Annotated in this window: 20 protein-coding genes; 15 read left to right on the top strand and 5 right to left on the bottom strand. The window is 38.2% G+C overall.

Annotated features, from left to right (window positions below):
• Positions 1–9: 9 nt before the first annotated feature.
• Positions 10–690, bottom strand: a complete 681-nt coding sequence (locus tag ACNKXS_RS12655; protein WP_417921156.1) for an alpha/beta hydrolase family protein — start codon at positions 688–690, stop codon at positions 10–12.
• A gap of 110 nt (positions 691–800) precedes the next feature.
• On the opposite strand from ACNKXS_RS12655, the gene ACNKXS_RS12660 reads away from it, so the two are divergent.
• Positions 801–1,514: a pirin family protein gene (locus ACNKXS_RS12660; RefSeq protein WP_417921157.1), complete on the top strand. Its 714-nt coding sequence runs from the start codon at positions 801–803 to the stop codon at positions 1,512–1,514.
• A gap of 10 nt (positions 1,515–1,524) precedes the next feature.
• Positions 1,525–1,821 (top strand): GNAT family N-acetyltransferase, encoded by a 297-nt coding sequence (locus ACNKXS_RS12665; protein WP_298526325.1) that lies wholly within the window; start codon positions 1,525–1,527, stop codon positions 1,819–1,821.
• Here ACNKXS_RS12665 and mtaB read toward each other — a convergent pair.
• The 3 genes from mtaB to ACNKXS_RS12680 form a co-directional block, all read right to left on the bottom strand.
• Positions 1,818–3,146, bottom strand: coding sequence for a tRNA (N(6)-L-threonylcarbamoyladenosine(37)-C(2))-methylthiotransferase MtaB (gene mtaB / locus ACNKXS_RS12670; RefSeq protein ID WP_417921158.1), 1,329 nt, complete (start codon positions 3,144–3,146; stop codon positions 1,818–1,820). The two genes, ACNKXS_RS12665 and mtaB, sit on opposite strands and share 4 nt — an antisense overlap.
• A 111-nt stretch (positions 3,147–3,257) precedes the next feature.
• Positions 3,258–4,430, bottom strand: a complete 1,173-nt coding sequence (locus ACNKXS_RS12675) for a GlmU family protein (RefSeq protein WP_417921159.1) — start codon at positions 4,428–4,430, stop codon at positions 3,258–3,260.
• Positions 4,431–4,536: 106 nt separating this feature from the next.
• Positions 4,537–4,791: a type B 50S ribosomal protein L31 gene (locus tag ACNKXS_RS12680; RefSeq protein ID WP_026916023.1), complete on the bottom strand. Its 255-nt coding sequence runs from the start codon at positions 4,789–4,791 to the stop codon at positions 4,537–4,539.
• Positions 4,792–4,941: 150 nt separating this feature from the next.
• Between ACNKXS_RS12680 and ACNKXS_RS12685 the strand changes: the two genes are divergently transcribed.
• The 7 genes from ACNKXS_RS12685 to ACNKXS_RS12715 all read left to right on the top strand — a co-directional run bounded on the left by ACNKXS_RS12685 (position 4,942) and on the right by ACNKXS_RS12715 (position 11,934).
• The gene (locus tag ACNKXS_RS12685) at positions 4,942–5,472 is read left to right on the top strand and encodes a DUF4199 domain-containing protein (protein WP_417921160.1); all 531 of its coding nucleotides are present in this window, start codon (positions 4,942–4,944) and stop codon (positions 5,470–5,472) included.
• A gap of 3 nt (positions 5,473–5,475) precedes the next feature.
• The gene (locus ACNKXS_RS12690) at positions 5,476–6,435 is read left to right on the top strand and encodes a glycosyltransferase family 2 protein (RefSeq protein WP_417921161.1); all 960 of its coding nucleotides are present in this window, start codon (positions 5,476–5,478) and stop codon (positions 6,433–6,435) included.
• A 49-nt stretch (positions 6,436–6,484) separates the two neighbouring features.
• The gene (locus ACNKXS_RS12695; protein ID WP_417921162.1) at positions 6,485–8,215 is read left to right on the top strand and encodes a phospho-sugar mutase; all 1,731 of its coding nucleotides are present in this window, start codon (positions 6,485–6,487) and stop codon (positions 8,213–8,215) included.
• A gap of 10 nt (positions 8,216–8,225) precedes the next feature.
• Entirely contained in the window at positions 8,226–10,049 is a 1,824-nt protein-coding gene (locus ACNKXS_RS12700) for an ABC transporter ATP-binding protein (RefSeq protein WP_417921163.1), read from the top strand.
• A 316-nt stretch (positions 10,050–10,365) separates the two neighbouring features.
• On the top strand, positions 10,366–10,920 hold the full coding sequence (locus tag ACNKXS_RS12705) for an RNA polymerase sigma factor (protein WP_298526336.1): 555 nt from the start codon (positions 10,366–10,368) through the stop codon (positions 10,918–10,920).
• Positions 10,921–10,951: 31 nt separating this feature from the next.
• Complete coding sequence (locus ACNKXS_RS12710; RefSeq protein WP_417921164.1) at positions 10,952–11,473, top strand: hypothetical protein; 522 nt, start codon at positions 10,952–10,954, stop codon at positions 11,471–11,473.
• Between the two features lie 2 nt (positions 11,474–11,475).
• Complete coding sequence (locus tag ACNKXS_RS12715) at positions 11,476–11,934, top strand: hypothetical protein (protein ID WP_417921165.1); 459 nt, start codon at positions 11,476–11,478, stop codon at positions 11,932–11,934.
• 58 nt (positions 11,935–11,992) lie between these two features.
• Here the strand turns inward: ACNKXS_RS12715 and ACNKXS_RS12720 are convergent, their stop codons facing one another.
• The gene (locus tag ACNKXS_RS12720) at positions 11,993–13,060 is read right to left on the bottom strand and encodes a WD40/YVTN/BNR-like repeat-containing protein (protein WP_417921166.1); all 1,068 of its coding nucleotides are present in this window, start codon (positions 13,058–13,060) and stop codon (positions 11,993–11,995) included.
• A 72-nt stretch (positions 13,061–13,132) separates the two neighbouring features.
• On the opposite strand from ACNKXS_RS12720, the gene ACNKXS_RS12725 reads away from it, so the two are divergent.
• The 6 genes from ACNKXS_RS12725 to ACNKXS_RS12750 all read left to right on the top strand — a co-directional run.
• A complete protein-coding gene (locus tag ACNKXS_RS12725; RefSeq protein WP_417921167.1) occupies positions 13,133–14,347 on the top strand; it encodes an RsmB/NOP family class I SAM-dependent RNA methyltransferase in 1,215 nt (404 codons plus the stop codon).
• 130 nt (positions 14,348–14,477) lie between these two features.
• Positions 14,478–18,137 carry a phosphoribosylformylglycinamidine synthase gene (gene purL / locus ACNKXS_RS12730; protein WP_417921168.1) on the top strand — a complete coding sequence of 1,220 codons (3,660 nt, stop codon included), beginning with the start codon at positions 14,478–14,480 and terminating at the stop codon, positions 18,135–18,137.
• A 449-nt stretch (positions 18,138–18,586) separates the two neighbouring features.
• Positions 18,587–20,368, top strand: a complete 1,782-nt coding sequence (locus ACNKXS_RS12735; protein ID WP_417921169.1) for an AMP-dependent synthetase/ligase — start codon at positions 18,587–18,589, stop codon at positions 20,366–20,368.
• A 163-nt stretch (positions 20,369–20,531) separates the two neighbouring features.
• On the top strand, positions 20,532–20,987 hold the full coding sequence (locus ACNKXS_RS12740) for a MarR family winged helix-turn-helix transcriptional regulator (RefSeq protein ID WP_295179317.1): 456 nt from the start codon (positions 20,532–20,534) through the stop codon (positions 20,985–20,987).
• A gap of 50 nt (positions 20,988–21,037) precedes the next feature.
• Positions 21,038–23,443 (top strand): 3-hydroxyacyl-CoA dehydrogenase/enoyl-CoA hydratase family protein, encoded by a 2,406-nt coding sequence (locus ACNKXS_RS12745; protein WP_417921170.1) that lies wholly within the window; start codon positions 21,038–21,040, stop codon positions 23,441–23,443.
• Positions 23,444–23,521: 78 nt separating this feature from the next.
• Positions 23,522–23,834, top strand: a 313-nt coding sequence (locus ACNKXS_RS12750) for a four helix bundle protein (protein ID WP_417921171.1), incomplete at its 3' end; no start/stop codon positions are given.

The raw sequence follows: 23,834 nt of genomic DNA on the forward strand, positions 1-23,834 counted from the left end.
TGTTTTTATTTAAGTTCTTTTAATCAATTTACCGGTTTCGATAATTCCAGGTAGATTTTCATTGAACCACCTGAATCTATTTACTACCATAATATGCGTTCCATCTTTAACGATAATCGCATTGTCAATATTTTTTACTGGAAAAACTTCATCCTGATCACCATGAATATGAATTACCTTTTCATCAGGCTTTTCACACTTCCAGCTCACCATCTGTTTTATAGACCAGTCCAGATACTGCTTGTCTGTAATTGAAATATACTGTTTATATAATTTCGCACGTTTTTTAAGAAAAGGTCCAATGGCATACTTCTCGAAATGGTCTACATAATTCGCCAAACTTGTGGGCACAATTCTAAATAAGCCCGTTCTAGCCGCAAACTTCATACGGGGAGGTAACTCATGCGTGCATTTCACGCTGGAAATGATAATAAGTCTCTGTAAGTCCAGAAACTTTGCCATCTCCTGTACAATAACCCCTCCAAAAGAAACGCCTATCAATACAATATTTTCGTGTTTGATAAACTGAAGCATTCTTTTCGAATAATCCTCAAGTGATTCATCTGTCTCAGGAATTACCCACTCAAGCAAATGTGTTTCATACTTTTCTGCAGGTAAAATCAGGTTTTCAAAAATTGTTGGAGCTGCTGCCATACCAGGCATGAAATAAACATGTGTACGCTTCTGCAAACTAATCTTTTTAACATGCGAGTTACATGAAATGCACTCACAAAATCGTAAATTGAACAATCAAAATTAGCCTTTAATCTTAGACTTTCAAATCTTATAACTCATAAATAATGGATAAAATATTTCACGCTGCAGGATCTCGTGGCACCGCTAATCATGGCTGGTTGAACGCTAATTTCTCCTTTAGCTTTGCTAACTATTTCGATCCTAATAAAACAAATTTTGGACTGCTTCGTGTACTTAATGACGATTACGTTAAATCCGGAATGGGTTTTGGCACCCATCCACATAAGGATATGGAAATCATTTCTATCCCTCTTCAGGGCGCAATAAGACATAAAGATTCAATGGAACACACCGCAGTCATTGAGAAAGGCGAAGTTCAGGTAATGAGCGCCGGAACGGGTGTGGAACATAGCGAATTTAATTCGTCTACTGAAGAATTGAACATGCTCCAAATCTGGATCTTCCCGGATAGGATCGGACATGAACCCCGCTATGACCAAAAGAATTATAGCAAACAGTTAGATGCTGGTGAGTTGGTTACAGTAGTAGCTCCAATGGGTCATGATGATGAAAATGCCTTGAAAATACATCAAAACGCCTTCCTATCAATCCAAAAGACCGAAGCTGGCAGGAATATTGAGTATAACCTAAGTAACAAGGCCAATGGTGTTTACATCTTTATGATAGAAGGAGATTCAGAAATTGATGACTTAAAGCTTTCAAAACGCGATGCTGCTGGTATCTGGAATACTCCTAAGATAAATGTTGACGTTAAAAATGAATCAATGGTGCTTTTTATTGAAGTACCTATGAATTAAATCTTGAAATATGAATGTAGAAGAAATGAAGATTACAGACAATGAATTCTTGAGACAGTTTGAAACTGAGATTGATGGAGAACTCTGCATTATAGAATATTCTCAACAGGATAGAAAGATCTTCTTAACCAAGATCAAAGTATCTGAGAAAGTTCTGGACAGGCAAAATGATTTTATTGAAGCGGTTCTTTCCAGGATAAGCGAAACCAATATGAGAGTGGTTCCTACAAACCCAACTATTGCCGGTTTCATGCGGAAAAACAGAAGAAAATATAAAGATCTACTTCCTGTAGGGATAAATATTTAAACCAATTCTTCCTGAAGCATTTCGAATCTTACCAGGCCATCTTCATCGATCTCGGTAAGATTCACTTTTTTAAGTGTATTTACCATTTCAGGATTCCACGGTGCTTTTACCTTCACATAGTTTTCTGTAAACCCGTGAATATAACCTGATTTGTTCTCGCCTTCGAACAAAACCGTTGATGTATTCCCAAGTTGACTTTCATAAAAAACTCTGCGTTTTTTAGCAGATAAGCCTCTTAGCATTTTACTTCTCTTCTTTCGCACTTTTAATGGGACTACTCCATCCATCTCTGCTGCCGGAGTATTATCCCTTTCTGAATAAGTAAAAACATGCAGGTATGATATATCCAATTCCTGAAGAAAATTATAGGTCTCCAGAAAATGTTCATCAGTTTCACCTGGAAAGCCAACAATGACGTCAACTCCAATACAGGCATCTGGCATAACTGATTTTATCTTATTTACACGATCCACATATAGATCACTCAGATAGCGCCTGCGCATACGCTTGAGCATATCGTCACTTCCACTTTGAAGTGGAATGTGAAAATGAGGCACAAAAGTATTACTTGAAGCTACAAAATCGATCGTTTCATTTTTTAGCAGGTTTGGTTCTATGGATGAAATACGAAGTCTTTCAATCCCTTCAATTTCATCCAGTGCCTGTACGAGCTCAAGAAAAGTATGCTCATGCTTTTTATTTCCGAATTCACCTTTCCCGTAGTCTCCAATATTTACTCCTGTGAGAACGATCTCTTTTATTCCCTGTTCTGAAATTTCCGAAGCATTCTGAAGGACATTTTCAAGGCGGTCACTTCTCGAAATACCTCTGGCTAAAGGAATGGTACAATATGTGCATTTATAATCACATCCGTCCTGAACTTTCAAAAAAGCCCGGGTACGATCACCTATAGAATAAGAACCCACGTAGAAATCGGCTTCATCGATCTCGCAACTATGAACTTCACCATGATCATTCTTAGTGAGGTCGTTCAGATAGTCTGTAATTTTGAATTTTTCAGTAGCACCCAGGACCATATCCACACCATCTACCTCGGCTAGTTCTTCTGGTTTCAATTGAGCATAGCAGCCTACAGCAATAAGAAATGCATCTTCATTTGCCTTCTGTGCGTGCTTTACAATGGTTTTAAATCGTTTATCTGCATTTTCAGTAACAGAACAGGTATTGATCACATAAACATCTGCTGCTTCATCAAACTCCACCCTCTGAAATCCTTCATTCTCAAAAGATCTAGCGATCGTGGAAGTTTCAGAAAAATTCAGCTTACAGCCAAGGGTATAAAATGCTACTTTTTTTGCGCTCATGATCAATTCGTCTAATCCTGTATTTCGGGCTGCAAAGATACCAACTTAAAGTGTTTCTGAAAAATCATTTATGAAACTGAAAATCAAATGATCAACTCGGGTTTCTAGAGTTTAATCCCGTCGCCATTTCGCGGAATAATCGAAAATATGCTCCATAATCTTTTCATCGGCTGTGGTAAGCTCTACTCCCCGGCGTTGCATTACCAGTCTGGCGGTCTCAAAAACCTTAGTTAGTTTATATGTAGTTGTTCCTGCACTTCCACCCCAGCTATAAGAAGGAATAAAATTTCTAGGGAAACCACTTCCAAAAATATTAGCACTCACTCCTACCACGGTCCCGGTATTAAACATGGTGTTGATACCACATTTACTGTGATCTCCCATTATAAGTCCGCAGAATTGCAAGCCGGTATCGGCAAATCTTTCTGTCTCATAATCCCATAAACGAACGGGGGCATAATTATTCTTAAGATTGCTGTTATTAGAATCGGCTCCTATATTACACCATTCACCAAGTACAGAATTTCCTAAAAAGCCGTCATGTCCTTTATTAGAATTCTGAAACAATACAGAGTTACTAATCTCACCGCCCGCTTTACATGAAGGTCCAATAGTAGTCGCGCCATAGATTTTAGCACCCATTTTGATCGTTGCAGATTCTCCTAATGCGAAAGGGCCTTTGATAAGCGATCCTTCCATAACTGTAGCATCTTTACCAATATAAATAGGGCCATCGCTGGCATTTAATGAACAATTTTCTACGCTTGCACCTTCCTCAATAAATATGTTTTCTGAATTCTTGGTGTAATTTGAAGAATCTATTTTTTGAGAAGTTCTTTCCTTAGTTAGAAGATCAAAGTCTATCTGGATAGCCTCTGCATTTTTCGAAAATATATCCCAGGTATGAGCAACTATAAAAGGCTTTCTGGATGATTCTTTTAGCTGAAGATCTTCAATAGATGGTTCTGAATTCCCTTCAAACTTGTATGCTATTAGGATATCTTCAAAAACTAATTTTTCGCCATGCCGAAGTACTGAAATTTCCTCCAGCAATATATCATCCGGTAACACAGAAGCATTGATAAAGATATTTGAACTCTCTAATTTCAATGGCCACTTTTCAGAAAGATATTCTTCAGTCTTAGTTGAAGTAGTAGCATTTAATCGTTGCTCCCATTTTTCACGGATAGTTAGTATCCCGATTCGTAGATCAGCTACTGGCCTGGTGAATGTAAATGGTAATAGATTATTTCGGAAAGTACCGTCAAATAGAATATAGTTCATATCGTATGCTTTGATTCAGCAAAAATAAAGTTTCCAGCGAAACGGACTGCTGCTAAAATGAAAAAAGCCGCTAAAAGCGGCTTTGTATATCGAAAATCCGGAAGAATTACTTCTTCTTGAATTTTGAATATTTGTTCTTGAACTTGTCAATTCTACCTGCAGTATCCAGTAATTTGGTCTGTCCAGTATAGTATGGGTGAGAAGTTCTGGAAATTTCCAGTTTTACCAACGGGTATTCAGTTCCGTCAACTTCAATAGTTTCTTTTGTTTTTGCTGTAGATTTAGTTAAAAACACGTCTTCGTTAGACATATCTTTAAATGCTACTAATCTATAATTTTCCGGATGGATTCCCTGCTTCATCGCTTTGATCTTTTAATTTTCGAGGTGCAAATTTAACTAATTACTACTTACGAACAAATAAAATTGAAAAAAGTTTTTATTTATTATGGAGTGTAACGTTTCCTTATATTTGTTAACTAACTGCTAAACTAATCAAACTTTAATTGAACAATGGAACAATCAACTAAAAAATTAGGAACCAGTTACGGAATGTACCTTGGGATCGCTTTAATTCTAATCACTGTACTTATTTATGCCTTCGATGTCTCATTGATGACCGAATGGTATATGTTTTTCGTTAATTTAATATTGATCGTGACTCTTGCGACCATGGCTGTTAAAAAATCCAAAGCCGCCAGCGCCTCACTTTTTAGCTTTAAAGAGGCCTTTACACCTTATTTTCTAACCGTTTTTATTGGCTTGCTCCTGGCTACCATATTTACCCTACTTCTTTTTAATGTCATAGATCCGGAAGCTGCAGAAACCGTAAAAGAATTGACATTAGAGAAACAAGCCGAAATGCTGGAAGGCTTCGGAATGACAGAAGAGCAGATCAATGCTGGCATGGCTGAAGCTGCAAAACAGGACAACTTTTCGCTCAAAAATATTGCTATTAGTTTTGGAGGACAATTGATTTTCTTTTCAATTATAGGATTAATCGTAGCTTTGATCTTTAGAGAGAAAGATAAGACAAACGCATAATAAATGCAGATATCGGTAGTCATACCATTACTCAACGAAGAGCAATCTTTGGTTGAATTATATAATTGGATCGCAAAAGTATTGCGATCCAATTCCTTTTCTTATGAGATCATCTTTATTGATGATGGCAGCACAGATGGTTCCTGGAAGACGATCGAATCACTTTCTGAAGCCGATGATCGTGTGAAAGGCATACGTTTTAATAGAAATTACGGGAAATCCCAGGCCTTACATGCTGGTTTTATCGAAGCCCAGGGTGAAGTGATCATCACTATGGATGCCGATCTTCAGGATAATCCTGATGAAATTCCAGAATTATACGCGCTTATCAAGGAGCAGCAATATGACCTTGTATCAGGATGGAAAAAGAAGCGCTATGATAATGTGATCACCAAAAATCTTCCTTCCAAACTATTCAACGCCGCTGCCAGAAAAACTTCCGGAGTAAAATTAAATGATTTCAATTGCGGACTAAAGGCTTACAGAAAAGAAGTGATCAAGAACATCGATGTCTATGGTGAAATGCATCGATACATTCCTGTACTTGCTAAAAATGCTGGTTACAATAAGATTACCGAAAAGGAAGTTAAACACCAGGCTCGTAAATATGGAAACACAAAATTTGGTGCCAGTAGATTTATTAATGGCTTCCTGGACTTAATTAGCATTTGGTTTCTTTCCAAATTTGGACGCAGACCTATGCATTTATTTGGAGCACTGGGCGTTCTAATGTTTATCATTGGTTTTGTCTCTGCATTCCTTATTGGTGTCTCCAAGCTTTATAAACTTTATCATGGCCTACCCAACGTACTGGTAACTCAGAATCCATGGTTCTATATTTCACTTGCAGTGATGATCATAGGAACACAGTTTTTTCTTGCTGGTTTTCTGGGAGAGCTTATTCTTCGTTCAAAACGCGAGAAAGAGCGCTACCTGATACGAAAAACCACCAGTAATATTTAGTACCTTTCCCGTATTAATCATTATTTTTGTTTAGCAAAACCAACTAATTATGGCAACTAATAAACCTGAAATTCTTCAGAAGGCACAGGCGTGGCTTACTGATATCTTTGATGCAGACACTAAAACCGAGATCAATAGACTTATAAATGATGATCCAGGTGAGCTGGAAGAAAGCTTTTATAAAAATGCTGAATTTGGTACAGGTGGAATGCGTGGTGTTATGGGTGTTGGTACAAATCGTATCAACAAATATACTTTAGGTAAAAATACCCAGGGACTTTCAGATTATTTGAAAAAATCTTTTCCTGGAGAGCAGGTTAAAGTTGCGGTTGCTTACGACTGCAGGCATAATAGCGATACGTTAGCCAAAGTTGTCGCAGATGTATTTTCGGCGAACGATATCAAAGTATATCTCTTTTCTGAACTACGACCGACTCCTGAATTGTCTTTTGCCGTTAAAGAATTAGATTGTCACTGTGGAATTGTGCTTACCGCAAGCCATAACCCACCAGAATACAATGGTTACAAGGTTTACTGGCAGGATGGTGGCCAGTTAGTTCCACCGCAGGACAAAGAAGTGATCGAAACCATTAATAATCTTGACTATACTGAAGTTAAATTTGAAGCGAACGAATCTTTGATCGAGAAGATCGACAAGAAGGTTGACGATTCATTTGCAAAAGCTTCTGTAGAAAATGGAAGTTTTGATACTTCAGCTACCGCAAAGAGCGATCTTAAAGTAGTATTCACTTCTCTCCACGGAACTTCTATTACAATGGTTCCTGAAGTTCTGGAAAAGGCAGGATTCAGTAATGTTCATATTGTTGAGGAGCAGCGTGAACCAGATGGCAATTTTCCGACAGTGAAATCACCCAATCCGGAAGAACCTGAAGCATTAAAAATGGCTTTGGAAAAAGCAGAAGAGATCAATGCAGATATTGTTATTGGAACAGATCCTGATTGTGACAGGCTTGGAGTTGCCGTTCGTGATTTAGATGGTAAAATGGTACTTCTTAATGGAAATCAAACCATGTTGGTGATGACCTGGTTTCTGCTTGAGGAATGGAAAAAACAGGATAAGATCAAAGGATCGGAGTTTGTTGCTTCTACGATAGTTTCCACTCCAATGATGAAGAATTTGACCGAATCATACGGAGTAGAATACAAAGAAGTTCTTACAGGATTTAAATGGATCGCAAAACTAATCAAGGACCACCCCGAAATGAATTTTATTGGTGGCGGTGAAGAAAGTTTTGGTTATATGGTTGGTGATTTTGTTAGAGATAAAGATGCGGTAACCGCTACACTACTTGCTTGTGAGATCGCAGCAAAAATGAAGGCAGAAGGAAAGTCTTTCTACCAGAAACTTCTTGAGCTTTACACAGAACATGGTCTTTTTCGCGAAGAACTTATATCCCTCGTCAAAAAAGGAATCAAAGGTGAGCAGGAGATCAAACAAATGCTGGTAGATCTCAGAGAAAATCCATGGGAAGAGATCGATGGAGAAAAAGTGGTCTTAGTTGAAGACTACCACGCCTCTACTGCAAAAAATGTTTTAGAGCGAAAAGAATCCGTTATCGATATTCCAAAATCAAATGTTCTGATATATTATACTGAAAATGGAACGAAGATCGCGGCAAGACCGAGTGGTACAGAGCCAAAAATCAAGTTCTACATCAGCGTAAATTCTCAGCTGGATGATATTCACAATTATGATGCTGAAAATCAGAAATTAAGTGATAAGATTGCCCGAATCAAAGATGAATTAAAACTGGGCTAAATTTCTTTAAATGACCTATTTTAGAAAGATCATGATGTTCGCAATGCCGTACAGGAAGTTTGCGATCCTCAATATTATTTGTAATATCTTCTATGCGATATTTAGTACATTATCTTTTATCGCGCTAATACCTGTTATCCAGGTACTCTTTGATAAAACAAAAAGGGTTGCTGAGAAACCAGTTTATACTGGAATTTCCAACGCTAAAGATTATTTTTCAGATTACTTTAATTACGAGGTCACGCAGAGAGTGAACGAGGATGAAGTTGCCGCACTTATATTTATCTGCGGAATTGTGGTTCTCCTTTTCTTTCTCAAAAACCTGTTTGGCTATCTAAGTTCTTTCTTTCTTACATTTCTTCGGAATGGCGTGTTGCGCGACCTTCGTGATGCAATGTATAAAAAGATTCTTGCCTTGCCAGTAGCTTATTTTTCAGAAAAAAGAAAAGGTGATACGATATCAAGAATTACTGCCGATGTAAACGAGGTTCAAACTTCGTTTCTTTCCATTCTGGAACTCATTGTACGAGAACCCCTCACCATTTTATTTACGATCCTGGCAATGTTAGTGATGAGTGTACAATTGACGCTCTTCGTTTTTATATTTCTTCCAATCGCTGGATTTATCATTAGTTTGATTGGAAAGCAATTAAAGCGAAAGTCGAATCTTGCTCAGGAAGAAAACGGACATTTTCTTAGTATTGTTGAGGAGACACTTTCCAGTTTAAAGATCGTAAAAGGTTTTAATGCAGAAAGTAAATTTTATGAGAGGTTTCAGCAAAGCACAAATAGACTCAAGGAAATCCTGAATAGTCTTATTAACAGGCAAAATTTAGCATCACCGACCAGTGAATTTCTGGGGATCTTTGTTATTGTTGTAATTTTATGGTTTGGAGGTAATATGGTTCTTGTTGAGGAATCTCTGGATGCAGCAACTTTTATAGCTTTTCTGGGATTGGCTTACAACATCCTGACTCCGGCAAAACAAATTTCTAAAGCTACTTACAGCGTAAAGAAAGGTGATGCGGCAGCAGAAAGGATCCTGCAGGTTCTCGAAACACCATCTACCATAACAGACCATCCAGACGCCATTGATAAAAAGAATTTCGAAACAGGCATAGAGATCTCAAATGTGGATTTCGCTTATGAAGATGATAAGGTATTAAAACAATTCTCTATTAACGTGAACAAAGGTGAAACCGTCGCTTTGGTAGGACAATCTGGATCTGGAAAATCTACGATTGCAAATTTGATCACCAGATTCTACGATGTAAATTCCGGAACTATTAAGATCGATGGAATCGATATCAGGAAGATAAAGAAATCTGATCTCCGGGATTTGCTTGGCCTGGTTACTCAGGATTCAATATTATTTAATGATAGTATTCGTAGTAATATCGCACTTGGTAAAGATGATGCTACAGATGCAGAAATTATTGAGGCGTTAAAAATTGCCAACGCCTGGGAATTCGTAAAAGAACTTCCAAAACAACTGGATACAAATATTGGAGATAGCGGGAACAAATTGAGTGGTGGCCAGAAGCAACGTTTATCTATTGCTAGGGCTGTACTTAAAAATCCACCAGTAATGATACTGGATGAAGCAACCTCTGCCCTGGATACTGAAAGTGAGAAACTGGTTCAGAAAGCTTTGGAAAATATGATGAAGAACCGGACCTCTATTGTGATCGCGCACAGATTATCTACGATACAGAATGCAGACAAGATTGTCGTGATGCAAAAAGGTGAGATAGTGGAACAGGGAAAACATCAGGAATTGATTGATGCCAATGGTACTTATAAGAAACTGGTAGCTATGCAGTCTTTTGAATGACCAAATGAAGTAATGACATAAAAAAAAGGATGACTACATAGGTATCATCCTTTTTTTAATTATTATTCTCACTTGGGGCAGCAAGAATAATTCGATATAATTCAATTTTTAAGGGGCAAAAAAAGGATTAAATCTTTTAACTGTTGTAAATATACGTTAAAATACATATTCACCAAATTTATTTTGCATTTAATCCGAAAATCATTCCTTTCATCTGATTATTGAGTTATCCTGTAAGCTATTACTTACATGCATTTATTTTAAACATCGTTTTGAACGATGATCGAATTAAATATCTTTGTATTGAACGTCTATTATGTCCAACACACCAGAAGCTGAACAGGATCTTATCCTAAGATTGCAGAAGCAATCCACTTCCCAGGAAGCTTTCAGGGAATTAATAACGCTTTATAAAGAGCGGTTGTACTGGCATATCCGGAATATTGCAAAAAGTCATGATGATACAGATGATATTCTGCAGAATACCTTCATAAAGATTTTCAGAAATATTGATAAATTTAAGGGTGATAGCAAATTGTACAGCTGGATGTATCGTATCGCGACGAACGAAGCCATTACATTCATCAATAAAAAAGCGCGGCGCTTAAAGATCACTTCAGAAGAACTCCAGGATCAAATTATTGACAATCTTGAAAGTGATGTTTATTTTGAAGGAAGCGAAATACAATTGAAATTACAAAAAGCTATCGCCACGCTTCCGCAGAAACAGCAACAGGTCTTTAATATGAAATATTTCGAAGAACTGAAATATAGAGAAATGGCAGAGATTTTGAGTACTAGTGAGGGAGCCTTGAAAGCTTCGTATCACATTGCGACCAAGAAGATCGAAGAATTTTTAAAGTCTAATTAAACCATTACTTAAATACTAAGTCATAAGTACGATGAAACTTGATAATTTTAAACATAAGAATAACTCTGGATTCAAAGTCCCGGAAACTTATTTCCAGGATTTTGAAAATAGTCTTATGGATAAAATTTCTTACGAAAATGAACTACCTGCAATCGAAAGTTCAGGCTTTACGACGCCACATAATTATTTTGATAAGCTTGAAGATAATATCCTCTCAAAATCTTTAGCTCCTGAAACTAAAGTTGTAACGTTATTTAAGAAAGAATACTGGCTGTATGCTTCGGCCATAGCTGCAATCATGGTCATCATGCTAGGCAACTTCTTTCCTTCCAATCAAACGAACGATCTTGGTTGGGATGATATAGAGGTTACGGCTTTAGAAAATTACCTGTACGACAGTTATGAAATGGGAAGTATCGACCTTAATAGTGTTGAATATTCAGATTTGATTACTCAAGGTAATCTGGAAGCTGACTTTACTGAAATTGATACTGAAGCAGCTTTCGAATATATCGATGAAAACGTGGAAGATCCATCTTATATAATGGACTAATTATGAAAAGATACCTACTAATAATTCTATTTTTTTTGCCAGCGAATACTTTACTGGCACAGGAAAAAAACGAAGATCGGGAAGCACAACACAAAAGGATCAAAGCTCTAAAAGTAGCTTTTATTACTCAGGAACTCGAGCTCACCGATAAACTGGCTCAGGAATTCTGGCCAATTTATAATGAATACGAGCGTAAGAAGAGAAAACTTCACGAACGTGAGCATATAGAACTGGAAGATGTAAGTTGCTATAATGAGGACCAGGCTGAAGATCTTCTTAATGAATTCCTTTCTGTAGAAAACGAAGAATACAAAATCAAAAAACAACTCTTCAAGGATTTGAAACAAATTATTACAGCGAAAGACATTATAAAACTACATAAACTCGAGGACGAATTTCATAAAAAACTCATTAGAGAATACAGAGCGAAAAAGGAAAATAATAGATCGAGTGACGAATAATATTGGTTAAGTATTTGGTTAGAATGAAACGGCCCGGCTTTAAATGTCGGGCCTGTTTTTATTTAAATCTAAGCTTTGCTACTCTTCCACTTCCAGCCGCATATGCAGTGGAGTCATTGATAAATCTAATGGTGAAAAATCCTTCTTTACTCAATTCTGACCAGGTCTCTCCACCATCTTTGCTATAATCAATGCCTTCAAAACCTACGGCAACTAATTCCTCCCCATCACCACCGGGAACGAATTTAATCGAACTTCTATAGCCCGGCTCCTGCCCTTCTGCAACTAAATTCCAGGTTTTACCACCGTCTGTAGTGATCGCTTTGTTTCCGTTATTCTCTTTTGATTTGGTATAATCTCCACCAATGATGAATCCAATTTCAGAATTAAAAAAGTCAACACTATAACCGCCTGAAGTGGCAGTTCCCTGAACAAGTGGGGTATCAAAAATCTCCCAGTTCTTCCCCTTATCTGGTGAATACAAAATTCTCGATTTCATCCCGCCTGTAAGGATCCAGGTTTCATCCTTATAAATTGCAATATTTGAATTACTGGCTGCAAAAGCTGCTTCACCCTCGACAGCTGCAGGTAGTTGCTCACAGTCAAGTTTTTCCCAGTTTTTTCCAGCATCTCTCGTGATTATAATAGAAATACAGCCATCAGTAGGATCGCCCATCGCAATTCCTTCTGTATCATTCCAGAAAGTCATGGAATCATAAAACGCCTTCTCATCATCTTCTTTATAGACCAGTTCCAACTGGCCATTATTACCAGTTTTGTATAATAACGCAGGACTTCCTACCCCAAGCATAAAGAAGTCGTTCGAAGTGCTTGCGATGGCTCGAAACTCTGGATAAACACTATCATAAGCCTGAGTATTCGTCTTCCAGGTTTTGGTCGTTGCATTATACAAGCCATAAGTCCCTTTATTCGCTGCAAAGGCCAGGTTCTCACCAATCACCTGTATCGCCCTGATGCTCAATGAATCATCTTCCAGTATATTTTCGATATGAACCTCACTAAACTTTTCCCGCTTACTTGTAGAGGCTGAATCATCAGCTTCAGACTCATTATTATTTTTGCAACTTGCAGTTAGGACTAATAGAAGTAGTACCAGTTTTTTCATAAAATAGATTTGATTCAAATATAGATTTTTCCGAATCAAAAAAACGTAACTTTGCCGGCTTAAAGAAGAATTATGCGCCTACACAGAAATCTCGTTTTTGCAACTATAGATGCTCTTGCTGAAATTTTCAACGATGGAAAATATGCCGACAAGGTAATTGAAAAGACGCTGAAGCGTGATAAAAGATGGGGATCAAGAGATCGCAGTTTTATTGCTGAAACCACGTACGATATAGTTCGTTGGAAAAGACTATATGCTGAAATTGCTGAAGTAAAAGAACCATTTTCCAGAGAGGACCTGTTTAGGATCTTCGCTGTATGGTGTGTGCTTAGAGGCGTTAAGATCCCGGAATGGCCACAGTTTGAAGGTACTCCGGTAAGACGAATCAAAGGGAAATTTGACGAGCTAAGCAGAACTCGAAAATACAGAGAATCTGTACCAGACTGGTTGGATGAACTTGGTGTTAAGGAATTAGGTGAAAAAATATGGACGCAGGAATTAAGCGCTTTAAATACACAGGCACCGGTAGTTCTAAGAGCCAATAGCTTAAAAACTCATCCTGATAAACTGGCTGGTATACTACTGGAAGAAGGTATTGAAACTAATAAAGTTAGAAATTACCCTGAGGCACTGGAGCTCAAAGAGCGCTCTAACGTTTTTAGAACGAAAGCCTTCCAGGATGGCCTTTTCGAAGTTCAGGATGCAAATTCTCAAAGAGTGGCAGAATTTCTTGACGTACAACCAGGAATGAGAGTTGTAGATACCTGCGCAGGCGCAGGTGGAAAAACCCTTCACCTGGCTGCACTTATGGAGAATAAAGGCCAGATCATTGCGCTGGATATTTATGGGAATAAGTTGAAGGAGTTAAAACGACGTGCAAAACGTGCTGGCGCTCATAATGTGGAAACCAGAAGTATTGAGACCACGAAAGTGATCAAAAAATTGTATAATTCGGCAGACAGGGTTTTAATCGATGCTCCATGTAGCGGACTCGGAGTTCTTAGTAGAAATCCAGATGCGAAATGGAAATTACAACCAGAATTTCTGGAAAAGATCAACAAAACTCAGGCTGAGATCCTTCAGCAATATTCCAGGATCTTGAAAAAAGGTGGAAAAATGGTGTATGCAACCTGTTCCATCCTTCCTTCAGAAAATGATAAACAGGTTCAGAAGTTTCTAAAAACAGATGATGGTAAAGAATTCCGTTTGCTAAGAGAAAAGAAGATTCTATCCAGCGAAAGTGGCTATGATGGATTCTATATGGCGCTACTGGAAAAACAGGCTTAGAAATAGGAATACTTCCAAAGCATTAAAATTTGTCCATTTATAAATAAGATATTGACAAGTTTTAATTTCATGAATTGAAGGCAAAAAAGTAAATTTGTGTCCTGTTCAAAACAACACAAACACAACTTACATGATCCTTTTCTTCGGAAATCAAACTACCAAGGTTTTTGCGGTTGAAACGCATTCCAACCTTTCTGCACAGTCTATTTCAAAACTAAACTGGCTTTTTGGAAATACTCTTCAAATAAATAAATCTGCTTTGGCAGATTTTTTTGTTGGTCCACGTGCCGCAATGATCACTCCCTGGAGTACGAATGCTGTTGAGATCACTCAGAACATGGGAATTACCGGAATCATTAGAATCGAAGAATTTCTGAAAGTTGACGAACATTTTTCTGACTTTGATCCAATGTTATCTCAGAAATACAAGCAACTCGATCAGGAGATCTTTGATATTCATGTTGAGCCCAAGCCAATTATAGAGATCGATAATATCGCAGCCTATAATAAACAGGAAGGTTTAGCATTGAATGCTGAAGAAGTTAAATACCTGGAAGATCTTTCAGTAAAACTGGATCGAAAACTTACGGATTCTGAAGTTTTTGGTTTTTCCCAGGTGAACTCAGAACATTGCAGACACAAGATCTTTAATGGAACTTTTGTTATTGATGGCGAGGAAAAACCAGTATCTCTTTTTAAACTGATAAGAAAAACTTCCGAAGAAAATCCAAACGAGATCGTTTCAGCATATAAGGATAACGTTGCGTTTATAAATGGACCTGTTGTTGAACAGTTTGCTCCCAAAGCTCCCGATGTTCCGGAATATTACGAAATAAAGGACTTTGAATCTGTTATTTCCATTAAAGCTGAAACTCATAATTTTCCAACGACTGTGGAACCATTCAACGGAGCCGCGACTGGTAGTGGCGGAGAAATCAGGGACAGGCTTGCTGGGGGTAAAGGGTCACTTCCATTGGCAGGAACTTCAGTCTATATGACCTCGTATTCCAGACTTGAAGAAGATCGACCGTGGGAAAATGGAATGAAAAAACGTGCATGGTTGTACCAGACACCAATGGACATTTTAATAAAAGCATCTAATGGAGCTTCAGATTTCGGTAACAAATTTGGTCAGCCACTAATATCAGGATCTGTACTTACCTTCGAACATAGCGAACACGAGCGCTCCCTGGGTTACGATAAAGTGATCATGCTCGCCGGTGGTATTGGCTACGGAAAAAAGGACCAGGCATTAAAGGATATTCCTGAAGAAAATGACAGGATCGTCGTTCTTGGTGGAGAAAACTATAGAATTGGAATGGGTGGCGCTGCTGTTTCCTCAGCAGATACTGGTGCATTTAGCAGTGGTATAGAATTGAATGCCATCCAGCGTTCCAATCCAGAAATGCAGAAAAGAGCTGCGAATGCGGTTCGTGGAATGGTAGAAAGCGAGAACAACCCCATAGTTTCCATTCATGATCATGGCGCTGGTGGTCACTTGAACTGTTTAAGTGAGCTGGTAGAAGAAAAAGGTGGAAAAATAGACCTTGATAGTTTACCTGTTGGAGATCCAACCCTTTCTGCTAAGGAGATTATTGGAAATGAATCCCAGGAAAGAATGGGACTGGTCATTGGCGAGAAAGATCTCGATACTTTGAGAAGAGTCGCAGATCGTGAACGTTCTCCAATGTATGAAGTTGGAAACGTAACCGGTGATTATAGATTCACCTTTGAAGGCATGAAATCTGGCGATAAACCAATGGATCTTGCTCTGGCAGATATGTTTGGAAGCTCTCCTAAAACGATCATGGAAGACAGAACGATTACTCGCAATTATGAAAAACTCAATTATCAACAGGAGAAAATTCACGAGTATTTACAACAAGTTTTGCAACTAGAAGCTGTGGCCTGTAAAGACTGGCTAACTAATAAAGTGGATCGTTGTGTTTCTGGACGCGTTGCTAAACAGCAAACTGCAGGACCTTTACAGTTGCCTTTAAACAATTGCGGAGTGATGGCATTGGATTACAAAGGCAAGGAAGGAGTTGCAACCTCCATTGGACACTCCCCTATTTCTGCATTGATTGACCCTGTAGCTGGCTCCCGTAATTCTATAGCAGAAGCCTTGTCAAATATCATCTGGGCTCCTTTAGAAAAAGGACTTAAATCTATATCACTTTCCGCGAACTGGATGTGGCCCTGTAATAACGAAGGTGAAGACGCGAGACTTTATGAAGCGGTAAAAGGAATTTCAGATTTTGCAATTTCTCTGGGGATCAATGTACCAACCGGGAAGGACTCTCTTTCCATGAAACAGAAATACAAAGATGGCGATGTTCTTTCACCAGGGACGGTGATAATTTCTGCTGCCGGGCATTGTGACAATATTAAAGCGGTTGTAGAACCGGTTTTAAAGAAAAACGCAGGAAGTATTTATTATATCAATCTTTCCGGAGATGATTATAAACTGGGAGGCTCTACTTTCGCCCAGATTCTCAATAAAGTTGGCGATGAAGCTCCTACTGTAAAGAACGATGAGCGTTTCAGCAATATCTTCAACGCCATGCAATCCATGATCAAGAGCGATATGATCGCAGCTGGTCACGATGTAGCATCTGGCGGATTGATCACTACTTTGCTAGAAATGTGTTTTGCCGATGTCAATTTAGGTGCAAACCTTGACCTGAGTGCACTAGGCGAAAAAGATATCATTAAGTTATTCTTCAATGAAAACTGCGGAATAGTATTCCAGGCTAAGGACGATACTGCGGAATCTTTCATGAAGGAACTTGGAATAGACTATTATAAGATTGGAACTGCGACTGAAGGTGCTGCGCTAAATATTAAAGTTGGTGATGATGATTTCCATTTTCATATTGCTGAATTAAGAGATACCTGGTACAAAACCAGTTTTTTACTGGATGAACGTCAAAGCGGGATCGATAAAGCAACTGAGCGATTCAACAACTATAAGAGGCAACCACTCGAATTTAAATTTTCAGAACATTTTACTGGAAAATTACCTGAACTGGATGATAAGAAACCGCGAATAAAAGCCGCGATCATTCGTGAAAAAGGTTCTAATTCTGAAAGGGAAATGGCCCGGGCGATGTACCTCGCAGGTTTTGACGTGAAAGATGTGCACATGACCGACCTGATCTCCGGAAGAGAAAACCTTGAAGACATACATTTCATTGCAGCTGTTGGAGGATTCTCAAATTCAGATGTTCTTGGTAGTGCAAAAGGATGGGCTGGAGCCTTCTTATATAATGTAAAGGCAAAGGCTGCACTGGAAAATTTCTTTAAGAGAGAAGATACATTAAGTCTTGGAGTTTGTAACGGATGTCAGCTGTTTGTTGAGCTAGGCCTTATTAATGCGGAACATGAGCAAAAACCGAAGATGCTACATAATGAATCGCAGAAATTTGAGTGTAATTTTACTTCCGTAGAGATTCCGCCGAACAATTCTGTTATGCTTTCCACTTTATCGGGAAGTACGTTAGGAATATGGGCAGCACATGGTGAAGGTAAATTCAGTTTCCCTTATGAGGAAAACCGCTATAACATCGTGGGAAAATATGCTTATGAAGGCTACCCGGCAAATCCTAATGGGTCACATTACAATGCTGCCGCACTTACAGATGCAAGTGGTAGGCACCTGGTAATGATGCCACATATGGAACGATCTACGTTCCAATGGAACTGGGCAAATTATCCAGATGGACGCGAAGATGAAGTGTCACCTTGGCTGGAAGGCTTTGTGAATGCCAGAAAATGGCTGGAGAAATAATGTATAAAAAGGAACCGAATGGTTCCTTTTTTCTTTTCAATAAGCAGCATAATTTTACGTCGCAGTGAGTTTTCGCATATCAATAAAATCTACCACTTCTTTGAGATACTGAATTTCAGAATCGAGAAATGCATAAACCTATTGCAGATTGAATCCACAAATGCGCTGATATTTTTAAAAAATAGATTAACAAATTGGTTTTGACTTAAATATTCAAGTTTTTTTGGTTGGAAAAGCTTTAAAAATTTAGGGAATAATAATCTATTGATGAAGCCGAATTTAGATTGATACTGAAGAGTTTAAGGAATAATTAACAGTTTTAGGAGATAGCACTTATTAGTCAGTTTTTAGTAAATACTCAAACAATAAGATTTTTTTTTATCATATTTGATTTGAATGAGCTTTGAAAATTGCTATTTTGCAAGGTATATCTAAAATCTTTCCTTTTCATGAACGACATTAAACGTCTATTTGACTTTCCTTACTATCAATTAGAAAATCATCCGCTGGAGGTTGCTTTTGCTACTAAATATGATGGAAAATGGGAAACTGTTTCGACTCAGCAATATATTGATAAGGCGAATGCAATTAGTCGGGGACTTCTTCGACTTGGCGTGAAACCGAATGATAAAATTGCAGTTATCTCCACTAATAATAGAACTGAGTGGAATATAATGGACATTGGAATCCTTCAGATCGGCGCTCAAAATGTGCCAATCTACCCAACGATATCCGAAGAAGATTATGAATATGTTCTAAATCATAGTGGAGCTACTTACTGCTTTGTTTCAGATGAAGAGATCCTTAATAAGCTAAACAGTATCAAAGCTACAACCAGTCTACTGGAAGTATATAGTTTTGACGAGATCGCTGGCTGTAAGAACTGGAAAGAAATTCTAACATCTGGAGAAGATAAGGCAAACCAGGATGAAGTAGAAAAACTTAAGAAGGCAGTTACAGAAGATGATCTGGCTACCTTAATTTATACTTCCGGAACTACAGGAAGACCAAAAGGTGTCATGTTAACTCATAAGAACATTGTAAGTGACGTACTTGGAAGTGCACCTCGTGTTCCTTTCGATACCGGAACTTACGTAGGTTTGAGCTTCCTCCCTATTTGCCATATTTTCGAGCGAATGATCCTTTATCTATACCAGTATTATTCGGTATCGGTTTATTTTGCTGAATCTATCGAAAAGATAAGCGATAACCTGAAAGAGGTAAAACCACATGTAATTACTGCCGTTCCAAGATTGCTGGAAAAAGTATATGATAAGATCATTGCTAAAGGAACTGCACTAGGTGGCGTGAAGCAAAAATTATTTTACTGGGCTGTAGAGCTTGGACTTGAATATGAACCATACGGCCAGAATGGCTGGTGGTACGAAACAAAATTAAAACTTGCCCGTAAACTTATATTTTCAAAGTGGAAAGAAGGTTTGGGTGGTAATATAGACCTAATCGTATCTGGAAGTGCAGCATTGCAACCAAGACTTGCCAGAGTTTTTGCCGCAGCTGAAATTCCGGTGATGGAAGGTTATGGTCTCACAGAGACATCTCCGGTAATCGCAGTGAATGATGAACGTAATGGAGGTTTCAGAATTGGAACTGTTGGAAAAGTTCTGGATAATGTTGAAGTTAAAATTGCTGAAGATGGTGAGATCCTTACCAAAGGGCCTAATGTAATGAAAGGTTATTATAAGGATGAAGAAAAGACCCGGGAAGTAATTAACTCTGAAGGATTCTTCCATACAGGAGATATTGGAGAGATCGATAAAGATGGTTTTCTTAAGATCACAGATCGCAAGAAAGAGATGTTCAAAACATCTGGAGGGAAATATGTTGCTCCGCAGCTTATCGAAAATACCATGAAACAATCTAGATTTATTGAGCAGATCATGGTGGTTGGAGATGGAGAAAAAATGCCGGCAGCTTTGATCCAGCCTAACTTCGAATTCATAACAGAATGGGCACAGAGAAAGAATATCGATCTTGACTCAGGTGATCCTGCAGATATATCTCGTAACAACATGGTGCGTGAACGTATTCAGGAAGAAGTAGATTTCTACAACCAGAAATTCGGGAAATGGGAAAGAGTTAAAACATTTGAATTAACCCCAGAACCATGGACGGTAGAAGACGAGCACCTTACTCCTACTATGAAGCTAAAACGACGTAATATTCGTGATCGATACCAGGATCTTTACGAGAAACTATATGGTAGATTCTAATCTATCATTAAGAATATGCTAATAAAAACTCCCCAACTACCGGGGAGTTTTTTGGTTTTAGGAATTTAAATAGTATTAAAACAACATATTAGTATTTTTAAAGACATTTTATTATGCACGCATAATATTTTTTCCTAACTTTGGAATCAATCCAAAATCCCCCATGAAGGAGAAAACCATAGATTATGTTTTGCGTGCCACCTGGATGGCTGTTTCTAAAATGTATAATGAAGAAGCAGGTAAGGCTGGAAGTACGATGGCTACAGGTTTTGCCTTATTGAGTATCGATCCGGAAGATGGAACGCCATCTACCTCATTGGGTCCAAAAATGGGAATGGAAGCTACCAGCCTTTCGCGAATTTTAAAAACCATGGAAGAAAAAGGTTTAATAGAAAGAAAACGTAATCCACATGATGGACGTAGTGTACTTATTTATTTAACAGACTTCGGAAAAGAAATGCGCGATTATTCTAAGAGAGTTGTATTGAGATTCGATGAGTCTGTAAAGGAAAATGTGAGCGATAAGGATCTTAAAACTTTTATACAGGTAGCCAACACCATTACTGGTCTTATTAGTGAGAAGAAAATATATACTGAAGAAATTAGTGTAAAACAATAATAAACCAGGCCTTGACAGGTTTGGTTTTTTTGAACCATAAAAATCAAATAATGAAAAGAAGGATTAATAAAGTTGCAGTTATTGGGTCCGGTATAATGGGAAGTGGTATTGCATGTCACTTTGCAAATATTGGAGTGGAAGTACTTCTACTTGATATCGTTCCCCGTGAGCTCAATGAAAAAGAACAGAAAAAAGGGCTTAGCCTGGATGACAAGGTCGTAAGAAACAGGATTGTGAATGACGCTTTAACGGCTTCAGTAAAATCCAAACCATCACCAATCTATCACAAGGATTTCGTTAACCGTATTACTACAGGAAACCTGGAAGATGATATTTCAAAAGTTTCAGAAGTAGACTGGATTATAGAGGTTGTAGTAGAACGTTTGGACATTAAGAAACAGGTATTTGAAAACCTTGAAAAGCACAGAAAACCAGGAACTCTTATAACTTCAAATACTTCAGGTATTCCTATCAATTTCATGACCGATGGAAGATCTGATGATTTTAAAAAGCATTTCTGCGGAACTCACTTCTTTAATCCACCAAGATATTTAAGATTATTTGAGATCATACCAGGAAAGGAAACCTCTTCTGAAGTTCTGGAATTTCTGAAAATGTACGGTGAAAAATTTCTTGGGAAAAATGCTGTATTAGCTAAGGATACTCCTGCATTCATTGGTAACAGAATTGGTATCTTCTCGATTATGAGCTTGTTCCATACCGTTAAAGATATGGGAATGACCATAGAGGAAGTTGATAAATTGACTGGTCCGGTGATAGGACGCCAGAAGTCGGCAACCTTTAGAACAGTGGATGTTGTAGGCTTGGATACTCTCGTGCATGTTGCAAACGGTCTTCACGAAAATGTTCCAAATGATGAGCAGCATGATCTATTTGCCCTGCCTAACTTTATCGATACTATGATGGAGAACAAATGGCTTGGAAGTAAAACGGGTCAGGGATTCTATAAAAAAGTAAAAAATAAAGATGGTTCAAGCGAGATCAAATCTCTGGATCTTGATACCATGGAATACAGAGATCGTAAAAGCGCGTCTTTTGCAACTCTTGAAATGACCAAGTCTATCGATAATGTAGCAGATCGTTTCGAAGTATTGATTAAAGGAAAAGATAAAGCCGGTGATTTTTACAGAAAGAATTTCTCTGCACTATTCGCTTATGTTTCGAATCGTATTCCAGAAATTTCAGACGAGTTATACAAGATCGATGATGCGATGAAAGCTGGTTTTGGATGGGAACATGGACCATTCCAGATCTGGGACGCCATTGGAGTTGAAAAGGGTATTCAGATGATGAAAGCTGAAGGTTATGAACCTGCAGCCTGGGTAAGTGAAATGCTGAAAAATGGAAGTAAAAGCTTCTATACTGTAAAAGATGGTAATACTTACTATTATAACATCAATGACAAGAAGCAAACTAAAGTTCCTGGCCAGGATAGTTTTATCATCCTGGACAATATCAGGGAATCCAAGCAGGTATTTAAGAATAGCGGAGTCGTGGTAGAAGATCTTGGCGACGGGATCCTTAACGTAGAATTCAGAAGTAAAATGAATTCTATTGGTGGTGACGTTCTTGACGGACTCAACAAAGCCATTGATATGGCTGAAAAAGATTATCAGGGTCTGGTAGTGGCGAATAATGGAAAGAACTTTTCTGTAGGAGCCAATATTGGAATGATCTTTATGATGGCGGTAGAACAGGAATATGAAGAATTGAACATGGCCATCAAATACTTCCAGGATACCATGATGAGAATGCGCTACTCCTCTATTCCAACGGTAGCCGCTCCACATGGAATGACTTTAGGAGGAGGTTGTGAACTTTCTTTGCATGCAGACAAGGTTGTTGCCGCTGCAGAAACTTATACCGGACTTGTTGAATTTGGTGTTGGGGTCATACCTGGCGGTGGTGGAACCAAGGAGATGACGTTGCGCGCTTCTGATACTTTTGAGAAGGATGATGTAGAGTTAAACCGATTAAGAGAAAATTTCCTGGCAATTGGAATGGCAAAAGTATCTACTTCAGCATATGAAGCATTTGATCTTAATATTCTTCAGAAAGGAAAAGATATAGTAGTGATCAATCCAGACAGACAATTGGCGATCGCGAAGAAACATGCGTTGTTGATGGCAGAAAATGGGTATACCATGCCAATCAAACGCTCAGATATTAAGGTATTAGGAAAACAGGCTCTTGGAGCATTCATGGTAGGAACAGACCAGATGGCTGCAGGTAAGTACATTAGCGAACATGATCATAAGATCGCGAACAAACTGGCATATGTTATGGCCGGTGGAGATCTATCATCCAGCCAGATGGTAAGTGAACAGTATTTACTTGATCTTGAAAGAGAAGCATTTCTGTCCTTGACCGGAGAGAGAAAAACGCTGGAACGTCTTCAGCATATGTTGAAAAAAGGAAAACCTTTAAGAAACTAGATAATAGATCTGAGATTTTAGACGTAAGAAGATAAAAGAATGCACAACTTTCAGGAACTTAAAATTTGGAAAATGGCCATGGCCGTTGTAGAAGAGGTTTATACACTTTCTTCTCAATTTCCTCCTGAAGAAAAATTTGGATTAAAAAGTCAAATAAGAAGATGTGCGGTATCAATCCCATCTAATATAGCGGAAGGTGCTGGAAGAAATACCGATGGCGAGTTTAAAAACTTTCTGGGTATCGCGAATGGTTCATCAAACGAATTAATTACGCAATTATTAATTTCAGTACGTCTTAAATTAGTTTCAGAAGAGAATATTAAACCGATTATTAATGATTTGATGGAGATTCAGAAAATGAATTTCACCTTGATTAAGAAGTTCATGAAGT

Source organism: Christiangramia marina, assembly GCF_048285865.1.
Taxonomy (GTDB): Bacteria; Bacteroidota; Bacteroidia; order Flavobacteriales; family Flavobacteriaceae; genus Christiangramia; species Christiangramia marina.

What these genes read in the sequence shown, in the direction of transcription:
- ACNKXS_RS12660 (WP_417921157.1), top strand. Translation starts at nt 801, where the DNA reads ATGGATAAAATATTTCACGCTGCAGGATCTCGTGGCACCGCTAATCAT.
- ACNKXS_RS12665 (WP_298526325.1), top strand. Translation starts at nt 1,525, where the DNA reads ATGAATGTAGAAGAAATGAAGATTACAGACAATGAATTCTTGAGACAG.
- mtaB (WP_417921158.1), bottom strand. Translation starts at nt 3,146, where the DNA reads ATGAGCGCAAAAAAAGTAGCATTTTATACCCTTGGCTGTAAGCTGAAT.
- ACNKXS_RS12675 (WP_417921159.1), bottom strand. Translation starts at nt 4,430, where the DNA reads ATGAACTATATTCTATTTGACGGTACTTTCCGAAATAATCTATTACCA.
- ACNKXS_RS12680 (WP_026916023.1), bottom strand. Translation starts at nt 4,791, where the DNA reads ATGAAGCAGGGAATCCATCCGGAAAATTATAGATTAGTAGCATTTAAA.
- ACNKXS_RS12685 (WP_417921160.1), top strand. Translation starts at nt 4,942, where the DNA reads ATGGAACAATCAACTAAAAAATTAGGAACCAGTTACGGAATGTACCTT.
- ACNKXS_RS12690 (WP_417921161.1), top strand. Translation starts at nt 5,476, where the DNA reads ATGCAGATATCGGTAGTCATACCATTACTCAACGAAGAGCAATCTTTG.
- ACNKXS_RS12695 (WP_417921162.1), top strand. Translation starts at nt 6,485, where the DNA reads ATGGCAACTAATAAACCTGAAATTCTTCAGAAGGCACAGGCGTGGCTT.
- ACNKXS_RS12700 (WP_417921163.1), top strand. Translation starts at nt 8,226, where the DNA reads ATGACCTATTTTAGAAAGATCATGATGTTCGCAATGCCGTACAGGAAG.
- ACNKXS_RS12705 (WP_298526336.1), top strand. Translation starts at nt 10,366, where the DNA reads ATGTCCAACACACCAGAAGCTGAACAGGATCTTATCCTAAGATTGCAG.
- ACNKXS_RS12710 (WP_417921164.1), top strand. Translation starts at nt 10,952, where the DNA reads ATGAAACTTGATAATTTTAAACATAAGAATAACTCTGGATTCAAAGTC.
- ACNKXS_RS12715 (WP_417921165.1), top strand. Translation starts at nt 11,476, where the DNA reads ATGAAAAGATACCTACTAATAATTCTATTTTTTTTGCCAGCGAATACT.
- ACNKXS_RS12720 (WP_417921166.1), bottom strand. Translation starts at nt 13,060, where the DNA reads ATGAAAAAACTGGTACTACTTCTATTAGTCCTAACTGCAAGTTGCAAA.
- ACNKXS_RS12725 (WP_417921167.1), top strand. Translation starts at nt 13,133, where the DNA reads ATGCGCCTACACAGAAATCTCGTTTTTGCAACTATAGATGCTCTTGCT.
- purL (WP_417921168.1), top strand. Translation starts at nt 14,478, where the DNA reads ATGATCCTTTTCTTCGGAAATCAAACTACCAAGGTTTTTGCGGTTGAA.
- ACNKXS_RS12735 (WP_417921169.1), top strand. Translation starts at nt 18,587, where the DNA reads ATGAACGACATTAAACGTCTATTTGACTTTCCTTACTATCAATTAGAA.
- ACNKXS_RS12740 (WP_295179317.1), top strand. Translation starts at nt 20,532, where the DNA reads ATGAAGGAGAAAACCATAGATTATGTTTTGCGTGCCACCTGGATGGCT.
- ACNKXS_RS12745 (WP_417921170.1), top strand. Translation starts at nt 21,038, where the DNA reads ATGAAAAGAAGGATTAATAAAGTTGCAGTTATTGGGTCCGGTATAATG.